14 protein-coding genes and 2 pseudogenes are annotated in these 18,260 nt (G+C 63.0%); 6 read left to right on the top strand and 10 right to left on the bottom strand.

The genetic code is table 11. The features are described 5' to 3' along the window. The gene (locus tag A7317_RS10000) at window positions 1-567 is read left to right on the top strand and encodes a sarcosine oxidase subunit gamma (RefSeq protein WP_069075683.1); all 567 of its coding nucleotides are present in this window, start codon (window positions 1-3) and stop codon (window positions 565-567) included. On the opposite strand, the gene A7317_RS09995 is transcribed toward A7317_RS10000, so the two are convergent. After that, the gene (locus tag A7317_RS09995) at window positions 555-1,961 is read right to left on the bottom strand and encodes a purine-cytosine permease family protein (RefSeq protein ID WP_069075682.1); all 1,407 of its coding nucleotides are present in this window, start codon (window positions 1,959-1,961) and stop codon (window positions 555-557) included. The two genes, A7317_RS10000 and A7317_RS09995, sit on opposite strands and share 13 nt — an antisense overlap. Window positions 1,962-2,283: 322 nt before the next feature. On the opposite strand from A7317_RS09995, the gene A7317_RS09990 reads away from it, so the two are divergent. After that, complete coding sequence (locus A7317_RS09990; RefSeq protein ID WP_024074665.1) at window positions 2,284-2,769, top strand: flavin reductase family protein; 486 nt, start codon at window positions 2,284-2,286, stop codon at window positions 2,767-2,769. 217 nt (window positions 2,770-2,986) lie between these two features. Here the strand turns inward: A7317_RS09990 and A7317_RS31515 are convergent. Both A7317_RS31515 and A7317_RS31510 read right to left on the bottom strand, forming a co-directional pair. Continuing rightward, window positions 2,987-3,583 (bottom strand): annotated as a pseudogene (locus tag A7317_RS31515) (methyl-accepting chemotaxis protein); the annotation flags it as partial. A 261-nt stretch (window positions 3,584-3,844) separates the two neighbouring features. Next, a pseudogene (locus A7317_RS31510) lies at window positions 3,845-4,777 on the bottom strand (cache domain-containing protein); the annotation flags it as partial. A gap of 344 nt (window positions 4,778-5,121) precedes the next feature. On the opposite strand from A7317_RS31510, the gene A7317_RS09980 reads away from it, so the two are divergent. The 4 genes from A7317_RS09980 to A7317_RS09965 all read left to right on the top strand — a co-directional run bounded on the left by A7317_RS09980 (window position 5,122) and on the right by A7317_RS09965 (window position 10,507). Further along, window positions 5,122-6,165, top strand: a complete 1,044-nt coding sequence (locus A7317_RS09980; protein ID WP_069075680.1) for an LLM class flavin-dependent oxidoreductase — start codon at window positions 5,122-5,124, stop codon at window positions 6,163-6,165. Between the two features lie 298 nt (window positions 6,166-6,463). Further along, window positions 6,464-6,919 carry a (2Fe-2S)-binding protein gene (locus A7317_RS09975; RefSeq protein ID WP_024074662.1) on the top strand — a complete coding sequence of 152 codons (456 nt, stop codon included), beginning with the start codon at window positions 6,464-6,466 and terminating at the stop codon, window positions 6,917-6,919. Further along, entirely contained in the window at window positions 6,919-9,150 is a 2,232-nt protein-coding gene (locus A7317_RS09970; RefSeq protein ID WP_069075679.1) for a xanthine dehydrogenase family protein molybdopterin-binding subunit, read from the top strand. Before A7317_RS09975 ends, A7317_RS09970 begins: the two co-directional genes overlap by 1 nt. Window positions 9,151-9,166: 16 nt before the next feature. After that, on the top strand, window positions 9,167-10,507 hold the full coding sequence (locus A7317_RS09965) for a c-type cytochrome (RefSeq protein ID WP_069075678.1): 1,341 nt from the start codon (window positions 9,167-9,169) through the stop codon (window positions 10,505-10,507). A gap of 262 nt (window positions 10,508-10,769) precedes the next feature. Here the strand turns inward: A7317_RS09965 and A7317_RS09960 are convergent, their stop codons facing one another. From A7317_RS09960 to A7317_RS09930, 7 genes are all read right to left on the bottom strand, one after another. Then, window positions 10,770-11,357: a hypothetical protein gene (locus A7317_RS09960; RefSeq protein WP_024074659.1), complete on the bottom strand. Its 588-nt coding sequence runs from the start codon at window positions 11,355-11,357 to the stop codon at window positions 10,770-10,772. Continuing rightward, a complete protein-coding gene (locus tag A7317_RS09955; RefSeq protein WP_024074658.1) occupies window positions 11,357-12,055 on the bottom strand; it encodes a hypothetical protein in 699 nt (232 codons plus the stop codon). Before A7317_RS09955 ends, A7317_RS09960 begins: the two co-directional genes overlap by 1 nt. 31 nt (window positions 12,056-12,086) lie before the next feature. Beyond that, on the bottom strand, window positions 12,087-12,848 hold the full coding sequence (gene pstB, locus A7317_RS09950) for a phosphate ABC transporter ATP-binding protein PstB (RefSeq protein WP_017847588.1): 762 nt from the start codon (window positions 12,846-12,848) through the stop codon (window positions 12,087-12,089). Between the two features lie 76 nt (window positions 12,849-12,924). Continuing rightward, complete coding sequence (gene pstA / locus A7317_RS09945; RefSeq protein WP_024074656.1) at window positions 12,925-13,836, bottom strand: phosphate ABC transporter permease PstA; 912 nt, start codon at window positions 13,834-13,836, stop codon at window positions 12,925-12,927. Then, window positions 13,836-14,801, bottom strand: a complete 966-nt coding sequence (pstC, locus tag A7317_RS09940; protein ID WP_024074655.1) for a phosphate ABC transporter permease subunit PstC — start codon at window positions 14,799-14,801, stop codon at window positions 13,836-13,838. Before pstC ends, pstA begins: the two co-directional genes overlap by 1 nt. A gap of 74 nt (window positions 14,802-14,875) precedes the next feature. Then, a complete protein-coding gene (gene pstS / locus A7317_RS09935) occupies window positions 14,876-15,904 on the bottom strand; it encodes a phosphate ABC transporter substrate-binding protein PstS (RefSeq protein ID WP_069075677.1) in 1,029 nt (342 codons plus the stop codon). Window positions 15,905-16,121: 217 nt separating this feature from the next. Beyond that, the gene (locus A7317_RS09930) at window positions 16,122-17,900 is read right to left on the bottom strand and encodes an acyl-CoA dehydrogenase (protein ID WP_069075676.1); all 1,779 of its coding nucleotides are present in this window, start codon (window positions 17,898-17,900) and stop codon (window positions 16,122-16,124) included. Window positions 17,901-18,260: the final 360 nt, after the last annotated feature.

Raw genomic sequence — 18,260 nt, 5'->3', positions numbered from 1 at the left:
ATGACCAGTCTGAAAGCCCACGAATTGTTCACGCCTGCCTGCCAGTTGCAAGATCAGACCGACCTGCCCCGGGTTGGCTTTCGCGGTACGCAAAGCGCCGAGTACCTCAGCGCACGCGGCTTCACCCTGCCCGGTGCGCCCAACCGCGCACTCGCGCAGGCCGACGGCGGTTGGGTGGCGCGCCTGTCGCAGAACGAATACCTGTTGTTGGGCAGCCCCCAGGATGAGGGCCAGCGCATCGCCGATGAAGAAGCGCGCTGGGAACTCGACCACCGCGCCAACTACCTGCTGCCGCGCCAGGACAGCCATGCCTGTGTGCGGCTCAGCGGCGGTGTGATTGCCCAGGTCATGGCCAAGCTGTGCGGCGTCGACCTCAGCCACCCGACATTCAAACCGGGCATGGTGGCGCAGACGTCGGTGGCGCGGGTGAATGGGATTGTCATCCACACAGGGAGTGTGGAGGTGCCGGCGTTTCATATCCTGTGGGATCGCGCCTCGAAGGAATACTTCGAGGGCGCGTTAGTGGATGCATTGGAGGAGTTTGGCGGCGTGGATCAGTCGGTATAGCCCAACCGCCCCGCCCTGACCTTCTGGGTGTGTTGACGTGTCGCCAGGCAGTAATACAACGGACACGTCACCACCAACCCCACCAGCCACGACAAGTCCGCGCCTTCCACCAGGTTGGCCCACGGCCCCACATACAGCGAGGTATTGGCAAACGGCAGTTGCACAAGGATGCCAAGGAAATACGCCACGATCGCATGCAGGTTGAAACGCCCGTACACCCCGCCATCCGCCTGGAAGATCGAAGCAATGTCATAGACCCCGCGCTTGATGACGTAGAAGTCGATCAGGTTGATCGACGCCCACGGCACCAGTACCAGCAACAGCGCGAGGATCAGGCCGATAAATTGCGAGATGAAGTCCGCCGACGCGCCCAACGCGACGACACAGCAACCGGCGAGGATCACGCCTGAGAGCAGCACGCGCACCTTGATGCTGGGGGTCCAGTGGCTGGCGAAGGTCTGGACCGAGGTGATGATCGACAGCACCGCGCCATACAGATTCAGGGCGTTGTGGCTGATGATGTTGAGCAGGAACAGCACCATCAGGATCGGCCCCAGCCAGCCGGTGGCTTGCTTGACGGCGAGCATGGCTTCGGTGCCTTCGGGGGTGGCCAATGCCGCGACCAGGCCAAAGGCGAAGGACAGGATGGTGCCAAGGGTCGCGCCCAGGTAAGTCGCGATAAATGGCCGAGTGATGCCGATATCCGCCGGCAGGTAGCGTGAGTAGTCGCTGGTGTAGGGCGAAAAGCTGATCTGCCAGATCACCCCCAGCGATACGGTGGCCAGCCAGCCGGCCGCGTTGAAGCCGCCACGGGTGAGGAAGTCCGCCGGCAGGTCATGGGCGAAGATGTAGACGAACCCCGCCAGCAACGCGCTGCCCATCACCCACGTGCCGATACGGTTGAGGCTATGGATAAAGCGGTAGCCGATCACGCCGATAGCCGTGGCGGCGAGCGCGCCGATCAGGATGCTTGCCGGCACCGGGACCGACGGCACGATGCCGACGATGGACTTGCCCGCCAGTACGATATTGGAAATGAAGAAACCGATGTAGATCAGCGCGGCGAAGAACACGATCAGCAGCGCACCGTAACGGCCGAACTGGCCCCGGCTCTGCACCATCTGCGGGATGCCCATGCGCGGGCCCTGCGCCGATGCGAGGGCAATCACGATGCCGCCGAGCAGGTGCCCAAGGGCAATCGCCAGCAGCCCCCACACCAGGTTGAGATGGAACACCTGGGCCACCATGGCGCCGGTGACGATGGGCAGCGGTGCAATGTTGGTGCTGAACCATAAGGTGAACAGGTCGCGGGCCTTTCCATGGCGCTCTGCGAGGGGGACGTAATCGACCGTGTGATGCTCGATCAGGGGGTCTTGCCGGGACATCTGGGGCATGGAAATGAACTCGCGTTTGTCTGATCTTATAGTTGTTTGACGCCAAACCGGGGGAGCTCTGCGGCCGCCCCTCAGATGAACACCATATTATGGTATTCCAACATTTTCACAAGACTGATCCGTAGTCTCAGCGCGCATCTGATCCGCAAGTGTGCCACAGGGCACGCGGTTATTTCCTGGCATAGTCCCCGTATTTATTGGCTGTAAGAGCCAGGATCGACGTTCATCGGGCGATTGAAAAAGCGGTTGCACGGATTGTATTACGGTATACCATCATACCTACAAACCTATAAAAGCCGCTCAACCCGCAGAGGACCGTCCCATGATCGATGCCGCCATCTACAAACAAGTGATGGGTTCGTTTCCGTCCGGGGTCACCGTGATCACCACGCTGGATGACGACGGGCAAATCGTCGGGCTGACGGCCAGCGCCTTCAGCTCGTTATCCATGGACCCGGCCCTGGTGTTGTTTTGCCCCAACTACAGTTCCGACTCGTACCCGGTGCTGATCAAGAACAAGCGCTTTGCCATCCACGTCCTTTCCGCAGGCCAGCAAAGCGAAGCCTACGCGTTCGCGCGCAAGGGCAAGGACAAGGCGCAAGGCATCGAATGGACCTTGAGCGCACTGGGCAACCCGATCCTGGCCAATGCCACGGCGGTGATCGAGTGCGAGTTGTGGCGCGAATACGAAGGCGGCGACCACGCGATCATGGTCGGCTCGGTGAAGAACCTGATCGTGCCCCAGCAGAACGCCGGGCCACTGGTGTACTGCCACGGCAAGATGGGCGCCCTGCCGCTGCCGGCCTGAGCCACACAATCATCAGGCAGCCCTCGGTCTGGTTTTGCTCTGGCTTCTGTGTGCCTTAGAGCCAACCGGAGTTGTGTCTGGTGTACTCGGTTAGACATGTGGGAGGGGGCTTGCCCCCGATCGCGGTGGGACAGCCCGCTTATTTGTCGCTGACCCACCGCCATCGGGGGCAAGCCCCCTCCCACAGTTTGATTGCGGGATGACGGCCAGATACAGGTCAGGTTCGAAACCGGCTGACCAGTTGATTCAACGTCTGCGACAACGCCGTCAATTGCTGTGCATCCTGGCGTGTGGCGTCGGCCAGGCTTGCCACCAATTGCGCATCCCCGTGAATCTGGCTGATATGCCGATTGATGTCTTCGGCCACCTGGTGCTGCTCTTCCGCGGCGGTGGCGATTTGCGTGTTCATGTCGCGGATCACGTCCACCGACTCGCGGATCAACCCGAAGCTTTCGCGAGCGTCGTTGATCGACACCACCGTTTCCTGGGACACCTCAAGGCTGGCATGCATCTGCTTGCCCATCTGGTGCGTGCGCCGCGCCAGGTTACCCAGCAGCCCGTCGATTTCGCCGGTGGAGTCCGACGTGCGTTTGGCCAACGCGCGCACCTCGTCCGCCACCACCGCAAAACCACGGCCCTGCTCACCCGCTCGCGCGGCTTCGATGGCGGCGTTCAGCGCCAACAGGTTGGTCTGTTCGGCGATGGAGCGGATGGTGCCGAGGATCGACTGGATGTCGTTGCTGTCTTTTTCCAGTTGCTCCATGGCCTGGGCGGAGTGGCCGATTTCTTCGCTCAGGCGCCCCACGCTGTTCACCGCCGCGTCGATCTGTTGCTGCCCGGTATGGGCCTGGCGCTGGCCGTTGTCGGCCGAGTCGGCGGCCTGGCTGCAGGAACGCGCGACTTCGTTGGAAGTGGCGACCATTTCATGAAACGCGGTGGAGACCATATCCACCGCTTCGCGCTGGCGCGAGGCGACTTCGGCCATTTCCACCGAGACTTCAGTGGCACTGCCAGAGCTGCTGTGGATCTGCCCGGCGGCCTGGCCGATGCGTTGAATCAGCGTGCGGATCGCTTCGAGGAACTGGTTGAACCAGCCGGCCAGTTGCGCCGTCTCGTCGCGGCCCTTGATCGCCAGGCGCGCGGTCAGGTCACCTTCGCCTTGAGCGATACCTTCCAGGCCACTGGCCACGCCGCGAATCGGCTTGACGATCAGCCCGGCAAACCAGGCCCCGACCCCGGCAAATAGCACCGCGCACACCAGCGCGATGGCTGCGATCAGCCAGGTCAGGCGCGCCGCGCCGGCCATCACTTCACTTTCGCGCATCACCCCGACAAATCGCCAGCCCAATGCCTTGGATGGCCAGACAAGCGCCATGTAGCGCTCCCCCGCCAGCTCGACCTGGACCAAACCCTGGCCGGCCTCGCTCAACTGCCGGTAGCCCTCGCCCAACTCGCCCAGCGCCTTGAAGTTATGGGACGGGTCATTCGGGTCGACCAGTACGGTATTGTCGGCCTCCATCAGCATCAGGTAGCCGCTCTCGCCCAACTTGATCTGCTTGACCAGGTCGGTCAGTTGCTTGAGCGATACGTCGATATTCACCACCCCACCCGGCTTGCCCTGGCGGCTGTTGAAACTTTGCACGGTGCTGACCAGCACCACATCGTCGGCGGCCCAGTAGTAGGCCTGGGTGCGCAGGGTCTTGCCCGGCTGCGCCATCGCGGTTTTGTACCAGGGACGCGTGCGCGGGTCGTAGCTGGCGAGCTGGGGGTCGCCGGGCCAAAACACATAACCACCGTCTTCGGTGCCCAAGGACAGATAGGTATAGGCCGAATGACTCTTGGCCAAGCCTTCGAACAGTTTGAACACCTGCTCGTCACGCACGCCGGGGGCGACGCGCGCAGCATCGGCGGCCAGGTAGCGTTTCACATCGCCATCAATGCCCTGCAACTGCGGGTGCGCTGCCAGGTAGGCGACGTTCTGGCTGATGCCCTCGAAAAACAGCTGCATGGCGTTGTCGACCTGGCGGATCTCGCGCTCGCTGCCGTCGATAAAGCCATCCCGTGCTTCATGACGCACGTTGAGGATGATCATCACAGCCACCAGAATCACCGGCAGGCTGGCGATCACCGTAAAGGCCAGGATCAATTTTTGTTTTATGTTCATCTAGCTCGCCTTCCTTGTGAGGTGAGAGTGCGACCGTTGGAGAGAAAAGTTTTGCGGATATTCCGTATTATGGTATACCAACAATCAATCCGCCGAACAGCCGTCATCACTGGCAGGCTTCACAAGGGCGTGAGCATTCAAGGGCCCGCAGTCGACAGGCCGATCACAATAGATCCGAGGTAAGCGTCATGAAGTTTTCCCTGTTCGTACACATGGAGCGCTGGGATGAAAGCATCAGCCACCGCCAGCTGTTCGAAGACTTGACCGAACTGACCCTGATGGCCGAAGCCGGTGGTTTCAGCACCGTATGGATTGGCGAGCACCACGCCATGGAATACACCATCTCGCCCAGCCCGATGCCGTTGCTGGCTTACCTCGCGGCCAAGACCACCACCATTCACCTGGGCGCCGGCACCATCATCGCGCCGTTCTGGCACCCGCTGCGGGTGGCGGGTGAATGCGCCTTGCTCGACGTGATCAGCAACGGCCGCATGGAAGTCGGCCTGGCCCGTGGCGCTTACCAGGTGGAATTCGACCGCATGGCCGGTGGCATGCCCGCCTCCAGCGGTGGCCAGGCCCTGCGCGAAATGGTGCCGGTGGTGCGCGCGCTGTGGCAGGGCGACTACGCCCATGATGGTGACCTCTGGAAGTTCCCCACCTCCACCAGCGTGCCCAAACCGATCCAAAAGCCCAACCCGCCGATGTGGATCGCCGCCCGCGACCCGGACTCACACAACTTCGCAGTGGCCAACGGCTGCAACGTGATGGTCACGCCGCTGATGAAAGGCGATGAAGAGGTGCTCGACCTGAAGAACAAATTCCAGGCCGCCCTGGACAACAACCCGGCGGTGCCGCGCCCGCAATTGATGGTGCTGCGCCACACCCACGTACACGCCGCCGACGATCCAGAGGGCTGGAAAGTCGGGGCCAAGGCGATCTCCAAGTTCTATCGCACCTTCGATGCCTGGTTCGGCAACAAAGAGGTGCCGGTCAACGGCTTCCTGGCGCCAAGCCCGGAGGAAAAATTCGCCGCCCGCCCCGAGTTCGAACTGGACAGCCTGCACAAGACCGCGATGATCGGCACCGCCGAAGAGATCATCCCGCGCATCAAGTACTACCAGGAATTGGGCGTGGATGAGTTCAGCTTCTGGTGCGACAACAGCTTGCCCCACGCCGAGAAGAAGAAATCCCTGGCGCTGTTTATCGAGCAGGTCGTGCCAGCGTTTCGTTGATTGATATGAGCCGTAGGCCGGTGGGGATGTTCCGCCACGCCTACGGCTGCTTTGCCAACTGATACACCGCCCCCAACCAGACGCCCCCCGAAAGCCGAACAGGTCCGCACCGGGAGCGGCCTGCCGCGCCGCGATCGCCCAATCCTCTTGAATACTTGCCTGATCCTCCGACTTATCGGCGCTTTGATAGATAGCCCTTGCCCCCTGGTCTAGAGTTCGACAATGAGCGCCTGTCGCTCGCATAAGAAAAAAGCCCCACCGACCGAAGATCAGCCGATGAGCCACGGAGCCATGCATCATGGAGCTACGAATCAACCAAAAGTCCTATCAGGTCGATGCCGACGCCGACACGCCATTGCTGTGGGTCATCCGTGATGACCTTGGGCTGACCGGTACCAAGTACGGCTGCGGCCTGGCGCAATGCGGCGCCTGCTCGGTGCTGGTGGACGGCAACGTGGTGCGTTCCTGCGTCACGCCGGTGGCGGGTGTGGTCGGTCGCGAGATCACCACCATCGAGGCCATCGAGGCCGATGCGGTGGGCCAGCGGGTGGTCGCCGCCTGGGTCGAGCATCAAGTGGCGCAATGCGGTTACTGCCAGTCCGGGCAGGTGATGGCCGCCACCGCGCTGCTCAAGCACACCCCCGCGCCGAGTGATGCGCAGATCGAAGCAGCGATGGTCAACCTGTGCCGCTGCGGCACCTATAACGCCATTCGTACCGCGGTGCATGACCTGGCCAAGCAGGAGAACGCCTGATGAACACGCGCTACGAGCTACCCGACCTGTCGCTGAGCGAGCCCATCAACCTGTCGCGCCGGCGCTTTCTGACCAGCACGGCCGTGGGCGCGCTGGTCATCGGATTCGGCTTGCCGCTGGGCTCGGCCCGGGTGCAGGCCGCCGCCACGGCGGAACGCGGCACCCAGGTGCCGGCGTTCCTGGAGATCCGCCCGGACGGCAGCGTGCGCCTGCTCAGCCCCTTCATGGAAGGTGGCCAAGGCACCCATACCGCGATGGCGCAGATTGTCGGCGAAGAGCTGGACGCCGACCCCGCCACGTTCATCGTCGAAGCCGCGCCGCCCGGTGAAGCGTATGTGGTGATGGAAAACGGCATGCGCATTACCGGCGGCAGCATGTCGGTGCGCATGAGTTACCCGACCATGCGCCGCCTCGGCGCCCTGGCCCGCGCCATGCTGTTGCAGGCCGGCGCCGAGCAGTTGGGCGTACCGCTGGCCGAGCTGACCACCCAGCCGGGCCGTGTGGTTCATGCCGCGTCCGGCCGCTCACTGGGCTACGGCGAGCTGGCCAGTCGCGCGCTGGACATGCCGGTGCCCGACCCGGCCAGCATCACCCTGCGCGACCCGAGCCAGTTCCGCTGGATCGGCAAGCCGGTCAGGCGCCTGGATGCCTATGACAAATCCACCGGCAAGGCGCAATACAGCATCGACATGAAGGTCGACGGCATGCTCCACGCCGCCGTGCAGCACGCGCCGCGCCTGGGCATGAGCGTGGGCGGCCTGCGCAACCAGGCCCAGGTCGAAGCCATGAAAGGCGTGCACTCGGTGCATCAACTGCCTGGGGCGGTCGCCGTCGTGGCCGAACGCTGGTGGCACGCCAAGCGCGCCGTCGAGGCGATCCAGGTCGACTGGCAGGAAGCTGCCGCCGATGCCAGCGTGCGCGTGATGCCGGCGAATTTTTCCAGCGACACGTACCGTGATTTTCTTGCGGCCCAACAAGGCCCGGCCCGCGACGACGAAAACCAAGGCGACGTCGCCGCCGCCCTGGCAGGCGCCAAGACCCAGGTCGAAGCCACCTACCACAATCAATACGTCAACCACGCTCAGTTGGAGCCGCCGTCGGCCTTGGCACGCTTCAACCCCGACGGCACGCTGGACATCTGGCTGCCCAACCAGGCGCCCGACCTGTTCCGCGCCGACATCGCCAAGCGCGCCGGTCTCGACCCGTCCAAAATCAACCTGCACTCGCCCCTGCTGGGCGGCTTTTTCGGCCGCCATTTCCTGTATGACTCGGCCAGCCCGTACCCGCAGGCCATCGCCCTGGCCAAGGCGGTGGGCCGTCCGATCAAGTTGATCTGGAGCCGCGAGGAAGAGTTTCTGCGCGATGTGCTGCGCCCGGTGGCGGTGGTCAAGTTCCGCGCCGCGCTGGACGCCGAAGGCTTGCCCGTGGCAATCGAGGCAGTCAGCGCCACCGAAGGCCCCACCGAAGCCATCGCCGGCAAACAGGGCGAAAAGCTCGACCCCACGGCCCTTGAAGGGCTGTCGGGCAAGAGCTACGCCATCCCCAACAAACGCATCGCGCAGATCTACGTCAAGGGCCCGGCCATGCTCGGCTATTGGCGCTCGGTGGGCAATTCGCTCAACGACTTCTTCTACGAAGCGTTCCTTGATGAACTGGCGGACAAAGGCGGCCGCGATCCCTTTGAGCTGCGCCTGCACCTGCTGCGCGACAACCCACGGCTGACCACCTTGCTCAACGCGGTGGGCGAGCTGTCCGGTGGCTGGAAGCGTGGCCCCTACACCGCCGAAGACGGCACTCGACGCGCGCGCGGCGTGGCCATGGCTTCGCCGTTCGGCTCCCACGCCGCAGTGATCGCCGAAGTGTCGATCGACAAGGGCCAGGTCAAGGTGCACCAGATCTGGGAAGCCATCGATCCGGGCAGCATCGTCAACCCGGCGATCATTGAGGCCCAGGTCAATGGCGCCGTGGCGTTGGGCCTGTCGCAAACCTTGCTGGAGGAAGCGGTGTACGTGGACGGCAAGCCACGTGCGCGCAACTACGACCTGTACCCGATCCTGCCGCCTTCGCGCATGGCCCAGGTGCACGTCAAGATCGTCGAAAGTGGCGAAAAGATGGGCGGTATCGGCGAACCACCGCTGCCTGCCGTGGCGCCGGCGGTGGCCAATGCGGTCGCGCAGCTGACTGGCCAGCGCATCCGCAGCCTGCCATTGAGCCGATACACCTTCAGCTAACCGACAAGGAACGCCCATGAACAACCGCCGATTCGCAAGAACCGTAGGCTGGCTCGCGCTGGCCGGCCTGGTCGCCGCCGCGCTGCTGGCCTGGTATGTCAACCGTCAGCCCGCTTCACCCTTCGCACAGGAAGCGGCCGCCAGTAACGAGCCGGCCCTGATCAGCCGTGGCGAGTACGTCGCCCGCCTCAGCGACTGCGTGGCCTGCCACAGCCTGCCGGGCAAGGCGCCGTTTGCCGGCGGCCTGGAGATGGCCACGCCGCTGGGAGCTATCCACGCCACCAACATCACCCCCGACCAGGGCACCGGCATCGGCGCCTACAGCCTGGCCGACTTCGACCGCGCGGTGCGCCACGGCGTAGCGCCAGGTGGTCGACGCCTCTACCCGGCCATGCCCTACCCGTCCTATGCCAAGCTCAGCGACGATGACGTGCGTGCGCTGTACGCGTTTTTCATGCATGGCGTGCAACCGGCCAAGCAGCCGAATATCCCCAGCGATATTCCCTGGCCGCTGAATATGCGCTGGCCCATCGCGTTGTGGAACGGCCTGTTCGCGCCGACCGCCACCTACGCGGCCAAGCCCAGCCAAGACGCGCTGTGGAACCGCGGCGCCTACATCGTCCAGGGGCCGGGCCACTGCGGCAGCTGCCACACGCCGCGCGGCCTGGCTTTCAACGAGAAGGCCCTCGACGAATCCGGCGCGCCGTTCCTCGCCGGCGCCCTGCTCGACGGCTGGTACGCCCCCAGCCTGCGCCAGGACCCTAACACCGGGCTGGGGCGCTGGAGCGAACCGGAGATCGTGCAGTTCCTTAAGAGCGGGCGTAATCAACACGCGGTGGTCTACGGTTCGATGACCGAAGCCTTCAACAACTCCACCCAGTTCATGGCTGACGACGACCTGGCGGCCATCGCGCGCTACCTCAAGTCACTACCCGGCGACCCGCAGCGCGACGGCACACCCTGGCACTACGTGACCGCCGAAGCGCGCCCGGACTCCCCCGGCGCGCACACCTACGCGACCCGCTGCGCCTCCTGCCACGGCCTTGACGGCAAGGGCCAACCCGAGTGGATGCCACCGCTGGCCGGCGCCACCTCGGCACTGGCCAAGGAAGACGCCTCGGCGATCAACATCACCCTCAACGGCTCGCAACGCGTCGTCGCCGCCGGCGTGCCGGACGCGTACCGCATGCCGGCCTTCCGCGAGCAACTGACCGACGCGCAAATCGCCGAGGTTCTGAGTTTCGTGCGCAGCAGTTGGGGCAACAGCGGTGGCGCGGTCGACGCGAAGGCGGTGGCCAAGCTGCGCGGGCATACAGACCCGGCCAGCAGCAGCCCGATTATTCTGCATATGCGCTGAAAGGCGTATTCCGGCGATCGCCCCGGCACACAGACCTGTTGTGGCGAGCGGGCTTGCCCCGCGTTGGGCTGCGCAGCAGCCCCAAAACCAGCCTCTACAGAGTGTCTGATACACCGCGTTCTTCTTGACTGGGGCTGCTGCGCAGCCCAACGCGGGGCAAGCCCGCTCGCCACAGCAAGCCCTCTCACCACAGCAAGCCCGCTCGCCACAGCAGCCCCTATCTACCGGGTGTTCAGCGTTGAGCCCAAGCAGATACCCATGCTCAGGAGGAGAACACTTGCGCCCGTGGTCGCGCAGGCTGTGGGTGCCTGAGCGGTTGCTGCCGGGCGAGTTGCGCCTGGACATGAGCGACGGCATCCAGCACTCGCTGTGCCCAGTTTTCGTCCTGCGGGTCCACCACGACCACGCGGAAACCATGGTCATGGCCTTCACTGCGCACACCTTCGGAATCATCGACATGCAAGTCGATATCGAAGGCCGGCGGAAATTTGGAGGGGGTATTCGACAGGCCATGCACCGTCAGCGCACGGTTGTGCAGCACGCTGTTGACCACACCGTCGACACGGATGCCATACAGCATGAGCCAACGCCGAATATAGGACGGTGTGCGACCGGACGAGGTATAGACCCAGATGCTGCAACCCTGGCGGCGCAGTTCGCGGGTCAGGGCGCGTGTCCCCAGGCGCAGCGGCTCGCCGAGCAACCGGTGGACACAGGCCGGCAGCCGGCTGCGTTCGACGGCGCTATGGTGGAGCTGGCAGGCCAATGTGTCATCGATATCAAACGAGATACGGATGCGCGGGCGTTTGAACAGGCGCTGGAGCGTGTCGGTCACTGAATACCGTCCCATCAAAGGCCTCCCTGATAGGCAGGCACGGCGGTGTCGCTCAGGAAAAACTTCATTGGATCAGGCGCCTTATCTTCCAGGAACGCAGCGTATTTTTTCTTGATCTTGGGCAATTCGTACAACGCCTTGACGCCATGCTTGGCGGAGTTGCGTATGACCGAGGACGGGTTGAAATAGCCCTCGGCGTTATCCAGCGTCAGCACGAACGGCGGCAACCCGGCGCGCATCAGCAAGTAGCTGACGATCAGCGAGCCACTGCGGTTGTTGCCCTCGATGAACAATTGCGGCTTGCTGAGGATGCGCACATACACACCCGCGGCACGCTTCCACACGGACTCACTGCGATACGCGCAATACCAGTTGTACAAGTCCTTGATGCCACCTTCAACGTTGTTGAAAAAGTGCTCCTCGGTGGCCGCCAGGTGCTGGGCGTATTCCAGCCGACGCACCGGGTCCTTGCCGCAGAGCACGGTGGCGTTGATCTCCAGCATCAGGTTCAGTTGCTGCAGATCGAACAGGTCGACGCCGCGAGCGACATAATCGTCAATCAGCGCGTAGCCTTCAAGCACGTTGTGCAGCACTTCGTCCGTCAAGGGGTCGCGCGGCTCGGTAAAGTGCCGGCTGAGTTCGGCAAAGCGGCTCTGTACCTCACGCAGTGCGCGTTCGATCGCGGGCAAATCAAGGCGACGTGTTGCAGGCATTGGCAATCCTGAGAAACGTTGGATAAGTGGGTCAGCTGAACTTGCCGCTGATGTAGTCCCCGGTCATTTGTTCGCGCGGGTTGTCGAAAATCTGCGCGGTGGGGCCCATCTCCACCAGGTAGCCGGTGCGCGTGCCCTGGGAAATGTCCACTGAGAAGAAGGCCGTGGTGTCCGCCACGCGGATGGCCTGCTGCATATTGTGGGTGACCAGCGCGATGGTGTAGTCCTTCTTCAACTCGACCATCAGTTCCTCGACCCGGCGGGTGGCGATCGGGTCCAGCGCGGAACAAGGCTCGTCGAGCAACAGCACCTCCGGCTCGGTGGCGATGGCTCGGGCGATACACAGCCGTTGCTGCTGGCCACCGGACAGCGACAGGCCGCTGACCTTGAGCTTGTCCTTGACCTCATCCCACAGCGCGGCGCCTTGCAGGGCGTGCTTGACGCGATCACCCAGGTCGCCCTTGTAGCGGTTGAGGCGCAGGCCGAAGGCGACGTTGTCGAAGATGCTCATCGAAAACGGGTTCGGCTGTTGAAACACCATGCCGATATAGCGGCGCACGACCACTGGATCAACGCCCTTGCCGTAGACGTCCTGCCCGAGGAAATGCACATGGCCCTCGAAGCGAAAGCCCTTCACCAGATCGTTCATGCGGTTGAGGCTACGCAGCACGGTACTTTTGCCGCAGCCGGAAGGCCCGATGAAGCCGGTGATCTTGTTTTTTTCGATCGGCACATGGCTGTCACGCACGGCCATGAAGTTGCCGTAGAAAATCTTGTCCAGTTTGCAGTCCATGACCACAGGCGCCTGGGTGACAAACGGAGCGGCTCGTTGCGCAGTTGATACGTTCAAAATTCAGGTGCTCCCGTTCTCAATACTTGGGCTTGCCGAAAATACGGCTGACGATATTTACGACCAGCACGATCATGACCAGCACCAGCGAGGCCGCCCAGGCGAGCTCAAGCTGGTTGTCGAAGGGCATGCCTGAAAAGTTGTAAATCAGCACGGCCAACGAGGCCGTCGGATTCATGACGGCCAGGCTGCCGTCGTGGTAGATCCAGTAGTTGCTGAACAGCGCGGTAAACAACAACGGCGCGGTTTCGCCCGCCGCTCGCGCCACGGCCAGCATGACGCCCGTGAGGATCGCCGGCAGGCCGGTGGGCAAGACGATTTTCCAGATGACCTGCGAGCGTGTGCAGCCCATGCCGTAGGCCGCATCCTTCATGATCTTGGGCACCATCCTCATCGACTCTTCCGCCGTCAGCACCACGATGGGCAGCATCAGGACCGCCAGTGCCACGCCGCCCGCCGGGGCCGAGTAGGTCCCGGTGGTCATCACCACCAGGGCATAGGCAAACACCCCGGCCAGGATGGAAGGCAGCCCCGTGAGCATCTTGGCGGCAAAGCGCGAGGCGTTGGCCAGCTTGCTGTCCGGCCCCAGTTCGGCCAGGAAGATCGCCGCCATGATGCCGACCGGTACGGCGATAGCCGCCGCGATACCGACCATCACAAAGGTGCCGGCCATGGCGTTGCCGAAGCCACCGCCCGTCTCGAACCCCGTCGGAGGCAACTCGGTGAACACTTCCAGGCTCAGGCGCGCCCCGCCGCGCATGATCAGCATGTAGAGCACGGAGATCAGCGGCACGCTGGCCAGTAGCGCGCCGCCCCAGACCAGAGTGGTCAATACCAGGCTACGCAGGGCGCGGCCTTCGAACTTGCGCTGCAAGCTGGGCATCGCGCCTGCGGGCGCGGTCAGGTCGGTTGCTGCAGTGAGATCAGTCATCACTTATTACCCCGTTGGGCATACATCATGATCATGGAGCCGAAGACGTTCACGATCAGCGTGATCAACATCAGCACCAGTGCCGCGTACATCAACACCTCGATCTCGTTCGGCCCGGCTTCGGGGAAGTTCAGCGCCAGCAAGGCCGCCAGGGTATTGGCCGGGGCAAACAGCGACAGGGAGATGTTGTTCGCGTTACCGACCAGCATGGCCAGGGCCATGGTTTCACCCAGCGCGCGGCCCAGGCCCAGGACCAGCGAGCCGAAAATACCGGTGGCGGCGGACGGGACCATCACCTTGAGGATCGCTTCCCAATGGGTGGTGCCCATGCCATAGGCCGCTTGCTTGGTTTTCATCGGCACGGCGGTCAGGGCGTCCTGGGACACCGCGGCAATGGTCGGCAGAATCATGATGGCCAGTACCAGCGCCGCCGGGAGCAGCCCCGGCCCGCTCAAGGACGTGCCGAAAAACGGGATCCAGCCCAGTTCAGTGTTCAACCAGGCCGTCAGCGGGCGAATGGCCGGAATCACCACGTAGATGCCCCACAGGCCGTACACCACGCTGGGGATCGCGGCGAGCAATTCGACGATGGTACGAAACACGGCGGCCAGTTTTGCGGGCAGGAAGTCCTGGGTCAGGAAAATCGCCATGCTGACGCCGAAAAACCCGGCGATCAACAAGGCGATCAGGGCGCTGTACAGCGTGCCCCAAATAGCCGGCAGAATGCCGTACTTGCCCTGGTTGACGTCCCAGACGCTGCCGAGCAATACGTCAAAACCGTGCTTTTCCATGCCGGGAAGGGCTTTGCGTCCCACCTCGAAGACCAAGGCAAAGACCAATGCCAGCACCAGCACCACCCCTATTCGCGCAAGCGCACGGAAGGTCCGGTCAACCAGGAAATCCTTCGTAGACGGTGGCTGGCAGGCAGAATCCGGGTTAACCGGTACGACAAAAGGTGTGTTCATTGGCGAGTTCCGGAACAGGGGGGAAGCGCTCCCGGCATGGCTGGCAGCACACACCGAGAGAGGCCCTAAGCGCGTTACTGGATGTTGGCGGACGCTTTGCGAACCTGGTCCACGACCGATTTCGGCAGCGGGATATAACCCATCGAGTCGGCGATTTTCTGCCCCTCGGTCAGGCTGTACTCGACCATTTCACGCATGGCCTTGGCCTTGGCCGGGTTGCCGTTCTGCTTGCGGAAGATCATCCAGGTGTAGGAGGTGATCGGGTACGACTTGGCACCGTCCGGGTCCGGCAGCCAGGCCACCAGGCTTTCCGGCATTTTCACCGCGGCCAGGGCTTCGGCACCGCTTTCGGCGTTCGGCACGACGTAATGACCGGACTTGTTTTGCAGTTGGGCAAAGTCAACCTTGGCCAGCTTGGCGAAGCCGTATTCGATGTAGCCAATAGCGCCCGGGGTCTGGCGTACGGTGGCGGTCACACCATCGTTCTTGGGCGATTTGATGAATTTGTCGCTGGCTGGCCAGTTGACGGTGTTGCCCTCACCCAGCTCTTTCTGGAACTGCGGATTGATCGCTGCCAGGTGCTTGGTGAAGACCGCCGTGGTACCGCTGGAGTCTGCACGCACAACCACGGTGATCGGCGTATCGGTCAGTTTCAGGTCAGGGTTGGCGGCGACGATCTGCGGATCGTTCCACTTGGTGATCTTGCCCAGGAAGATGTTGGAGTACACATCCCGTGGCAGCTTCAGGCCCTTGGGGTTGCCCGGCAGGTTGTAGGCCAGCACGATTTCGCCCGCGGTCATCGGCAGCAACTGCGCGCCTTCGGCGACCTTGGCGATGTCTTCGTCTTTCATCGCCGAGTCACTGGCGGCGAAGTCGACGGTTTTATTCAGGAAGTCCTGTACACCCGCGCCGCTGCCCTTGGATTGGTAATCCACGGTGACACCTTCGCTTTTCTTGCTGAAGTCCTTGAACCAGGTGAGGTAGATCGGTGCAGGGAAACTGGCGCCGGAGCCGGTCAGGCGGACGCTCTCGGCAGCGAACACCGTGGTGCCGCACAGCGATACCGTAACGGCGAGTGCAACAGACTTCATCAAGCTTTTCATTAAGGGAACTCCTTGTGTTTAAGGGCTCCCGAACTTTGCAGCAGTGTTGTTACGTTTTTATGAATGTTGAATGGCAGGCAGCGTTTTTGTCCCCATTTATCGCCACAGCGGCCAATTTCGACGTTATTACCTCATAACACATGCAACTGACGCCGCCCTGGCCAATGGCGTCTGCAGCCGTGAGGTACCCCCGGCTGCAGACGCTACAACGCGGCGGTCAGAACTGCTCTTCCTCCAACGCCATGATGCTCGCGCTCCCGGCGCTGATCGCCGCCAGCAAGGCGTGCACGCGGGGCAGCAGTTGCTCGGCATAGAAACGTGCGCTGATGCCCTTGGCTTCAAGGAAGCTGGCGTCGCCCGTGCCGGCGGCCAGGCGCGCATGCGCCTGCACCGCCGAGCGCGCCATGAGCCAGCCGCCCGACAGGTAGCCGAACAGCATCAGGTAGTTAACGCTGACGCTGCCCGCCCAATCCCCATCGTGTTTGGCCTGGTCGAGTAACAGGGACAAGGCCTGGCGTCCGGCCCCGAGTGCGGCCTCCAGCGTCACCGCCTGGTACGCGAGGGCGTCGATGCGGTGCAGTTGCTCGACGGTTTCATGCATTTCATCCAGCAGGTTGTTCAACAGCTCGCCCTGGTTCAGCAGGGTCTTGCGCCCAACCAGGTCAAGCGCCTGGATACCGGTGGTGCCTTCATAAATGGTGAGGATACGGGCGTCACGATAATGCTGGGCCGCGCCGGTCTCTTCGATAAACCCCATGCCGCCGTGGATTTGCACGCCCAGGGAGGTGACCTCCTGGGCCAGCTCGGTCAGCCAGCCCTTGACGATCGGGGTCCACAGGTCGACCCGGCCCTGATGCTCGCGCGCAAGGTCTGCCGTGGCTGCGCACGCGGCACGGTCGACTTCCGCCGCGGCCACCAGGGCCAACGCGCGCATGGCTTCGATGGACGCTTTCATCTGCAACAACATCCGGCGCACATCCGGAAAGTGGATGATCGAGAAACGGCTGCCGTCCTTACGCGAGCCTTGCAGGCGGTCCTTGGCGTATTGACGCGCCTGCTGGTAGGCCCGTTCGGCAATCGCCAGCCCCTGCAACCCGACACTCTGGCGGGCGTGGTTCATCATGGTGAACATGCAGGCCAGGCCCGTGTGCGGTTCACCGAGCAAATAGCCGACGGCCCCTTCGGGGTCACCAAAGTTCATCACGCAGGTGGGGCTGCCATGAATGCCCAGTTTGTGTTCCAGGGAAATGCACTGCACATGATTGCGCGCACCTGGCCGGCCCTGGGCGTCGAGCAAGAACTTCGGCACCACGAACAATGAAAGGCCCTTGACGCCCACCGGAGCCTCTGGCAACCGCGCCAGCACCAGGTGCACGACGTTGTCGGTCATCTGGTGGTCGCCCCAGGTGATGAAGATCTTCTGGCCGCTGATCAGGTAATGATCGCCCTGGGGGACCGCCCGGCTCTTGATCGCGGCCAGGTCGGAGCCGGCATCCGGTTCGGTGAGGTTCATGGTGCCAGTCCATTCGCCACTGACCAGTTTGGGCAGGTAGTGCGCCTGCAGTTCGGCCGAGCCGTGATGGGCAATGGCCTCGATGGCGCCTTGGGTCAACATCGGGCACAGGGCGAACGCCATATTGGCGCTGTGCCAGATTTCATTGACGGCCGTGCCGATCACGTTGGGCAGGTTCTGCCCGCCATGCTGCTCCGCCGCCGTCAACGAGGGCCAGCCGCCCTCCTGGAACTGCCGATAGGCATCGGCAAACCCCGGCGTTTCCTGCACACCCTGCTCGCCCAACCGCGCCCCCTGGGTATCGCCGACCCGGTTGAGCGGTGCCAGCACGCCGGAACCCAAGCGGCCGGCCTCGCTCAAAATGGCCGAGACCAGCTCGTTATTGACATCCTGAAGCCCGGCGCTCGCGCATAACCGCTCAAACCCGACCAATTCCTCCAGCACGAATTCGGTATCGCGGTACGGATGGGCATAACCACTCATTGCTGCTTTCCTCGTTGACTCGTTAGACAGGCTGCTACCGCCTTCGCCGCTGGCGATTGACCCAGACGGCCATCGGCAAAAACCCAGGTGTACTGCGGAGCCCGCAGCACATAGCGCTATTGAGCGTTGAGCGAGTGCGCCCTGGCAATTACCAAATCCGTCGAAAAACTGACGTAAACGGACACTCTCACTGAAGGAGGAACACTGTAACGGTGGGGAGCGGGCTCATTCAGTTAAGGCTTGTTTGTAGGAGCGAGCTTGCTCGCGAAAAACGTCAACGATAACGCGTGCTTCCTGAATGAACGCGGCGCCTGTGAGTTCTTCGCGAGCAAGCTCGCTCCTACAAAAAAGCCCTGACTG

The sequence above is a fragment of the Pseudomonas fluorescens genome (assembly GCF_001708445.1).
Classification (GTDB): domain Bacteria; phylum Pseudomonadota; class Gammaproteobacteria; order Pseudomonadales; family Pseudomonadaceae; genus Aquipseudomonas; species Aquipseudomonas gorinensis.
Note: the sequence above shows the minus strand (reverse complement) of the source record. Positions and strands in the feature narration are given on the sequence as shown.

Coding starts and splice junctions, on each gene's coding strand:
- A7317_RS10000 (WP_069075683.1), top strand. CDS start 1: ATGACCAGTCTGAAAGCCCACGAATTGTTCACGCCTGCCTGCCAGTTG.
- A7317_RS09995 (WP_069075682.1), bottom strand. CDS start 1,961: ATGCCCCAGATGTCCCGGCAAGACCCCCTGATCGAGCATCACACGGTC.
- A7317_RS09990 (WP_024074665.1), top strand. CDS start 2,284: ATGATCGATGCCGCCATCTACAAACAAGTGATGGGTTCGTTTCCGTCC.
- A7317_RS09980 (WP_069075680.1), top strand. CDS start 5,122: ATGAAGTTTTCCCTGTTCGTACACATGGAGCGCTGGGATGAAAGCATC.
- A7317_RS09975 (WP_024074662.1), top strand. CDS start 6,464: ATGGAGCTACGAATCAACCAAAAGTCCTATCAGGTCGATGCCGACGCC.
- A7317_RS09970 (WP_069075679.1), top strand. CDS start 6,919: ATGAACACGCGCTACGAGCTACCCGACCTGTCGCTGAGCGAGCCCATC.
- A7317_RS09965 (WP_069075678.1), top strand. CDS start 9,167: ATGAACAACCGCCGATTCGCAAGAACCGTAGGCTGGCTCGCGCTGGCC.
- A7317_RS09960 (WP_024074659.1), bottom strand. CDS start 11,357: ATGGGACGGTATTCAGTGACCGACACGCTCCAGCGCCTGTTCAAACGC.
- A7317_RS09955 (WP_024074658.1), bottom strand. CDS start 12,055: ATGCCTGCAACACGTCGCCTTGATTTGCCCGCGATCGAACGCGCACTG.
- pstB (WP_017847588.1), bottom strand. CDS start 12,848: ATGGACTGCAAACTGGACAAGATTTTCTACGGCAACTTCATGGCCGTG.
- pstA (WP_024074656.1), bottom strand. CDS start 13,836: ATGACTGATCTCACTGCAGCAACCGACCTGACCGCGCCCGCAGGCGCG.
- pstC (WP_024074655.1), bottom strand. CDS start 14,801: ATGAACACACCTTTTGTCGTACCGGTTAACCCGGATTCTGCCTGCCAG.
- pstS (WP_069075677.1), bottom strand. CDS start 15,904: ATGAAAAGCTTGATGAAGTCTGTTGCACTCGCCGTTACGGTATCGCTG.
- A7317_RS09930 (WP_069075676.1), bottom strand. CDS start 17,900: ATGAGTGGTTATGCCCATCCGTACCGCGATACCGAATTCGTGCTGGAG.